Here is a 925-nt window from a genome sequence, read left to right as displayed (position 1 = left end):
TCCTAAATATCTGTATTCCCCATCTCTTTCGTCATTTTCACCTTCAATCCTTTTAACATCCTCTGGTGAACCATATACTATTATTCCTCTTTCTTGGTATAGCTGAAAATTGGGTGATAAACCATAATTAAGGTCTGTATTAGGAAATCCTGCCTTTTGTACCATATCTTCAAATTCAGCTTGATTACTTGGATATGATGTAGCATATACTTTGTTGTTTAATATATTTGGAAGGTACATACTTGTTATATTAGAAAATACCATTATAAATATAATTATTAAGGATACTATTTTCTTTATATTATTTTTTACAAGGTGTTTTTTCATGTATCCTTTTCCTCCTTTATCAATACAAACCGATTAGAGAAATTTCTCTAATCGGTTATATAATACATAACTAAAATGCTATCTTACATTACTTAACAGTAAAATATAGATTTATATCTGGTTCAGCTAAAATTGGATGATTCACATAATCAACTTGTATATTACCAAATGTTTTTGTTTCACATACTCCTTTTAAAGCAGTCATACTTTTTTCTCTCTTTTCAAGGAGTTTTTCTACTGCATAATCTGTTATATCCTTTCCTGCTTCTCCAAATAAAGCTACAAGTGATTTTTCTAATCTCTCTCTATATTCTGGAGCAACATATCCATTTTCAGCAGTTTCATCAAATAAACATTTTAATGATAATCGAATTGTAGCTTTTGAAGATAATCTTTTATCGTATATACTTACATTTTTATATTTCTTTTCAGCGAAAGAAAAACTAAACATGTAAAGACCGATATTAGTTTGAAGTTTATTTTCTGCAAATCCTATTATAACAGCAGGAACTTCATCATCTTCAAAATATCTCACTTCAACATAATTTTCTTTGTATGGATTTTCTACTAAAGCACTAGCCACTTTAATAACTTTTTC

2 protein-coding genes are annotated in these 925 nt (G+C 28.2%); both read right to left on the bottom strand.

The window, feature by feature from the left end; all coding sequences use genetic code 11:
- A partial coding sequence (locus tag L21TH_RS07870) for a hypothetical protein (RefSeq protein WP_034429766.1) occupies window positions 1–327 on the bottom strand: 327 nt, incomplete at its 3' end.
- An 88-nt stretch (window positions 328–415) separates the two neighbouring features.
- Window positions 416–925 (bottom strand): hypothetical protein (locus L21TH_RS14555; RefSeq protein WP_034429765.1); only part of this gene is annotated, 510 nt, incomplete at its 5' end.

Origin of the sequence: Caldisalinibacter kiritimatiensis, from assembly GCF_000387765.1 — a bacterium.
Classification (GTDB): domain Bacteria; phylum Bacillota; class Clostridia; order Tissierellales; family Caldisalinibacteraceae; genus Caldisalinibacter; species Caldisalinibacter kiritimatiensis.
The sequence above is the reverse complement of the archived record's forward strand: the minus strand, read 5'-3'. Positions and strand labels throughout refer to the sequence as shown.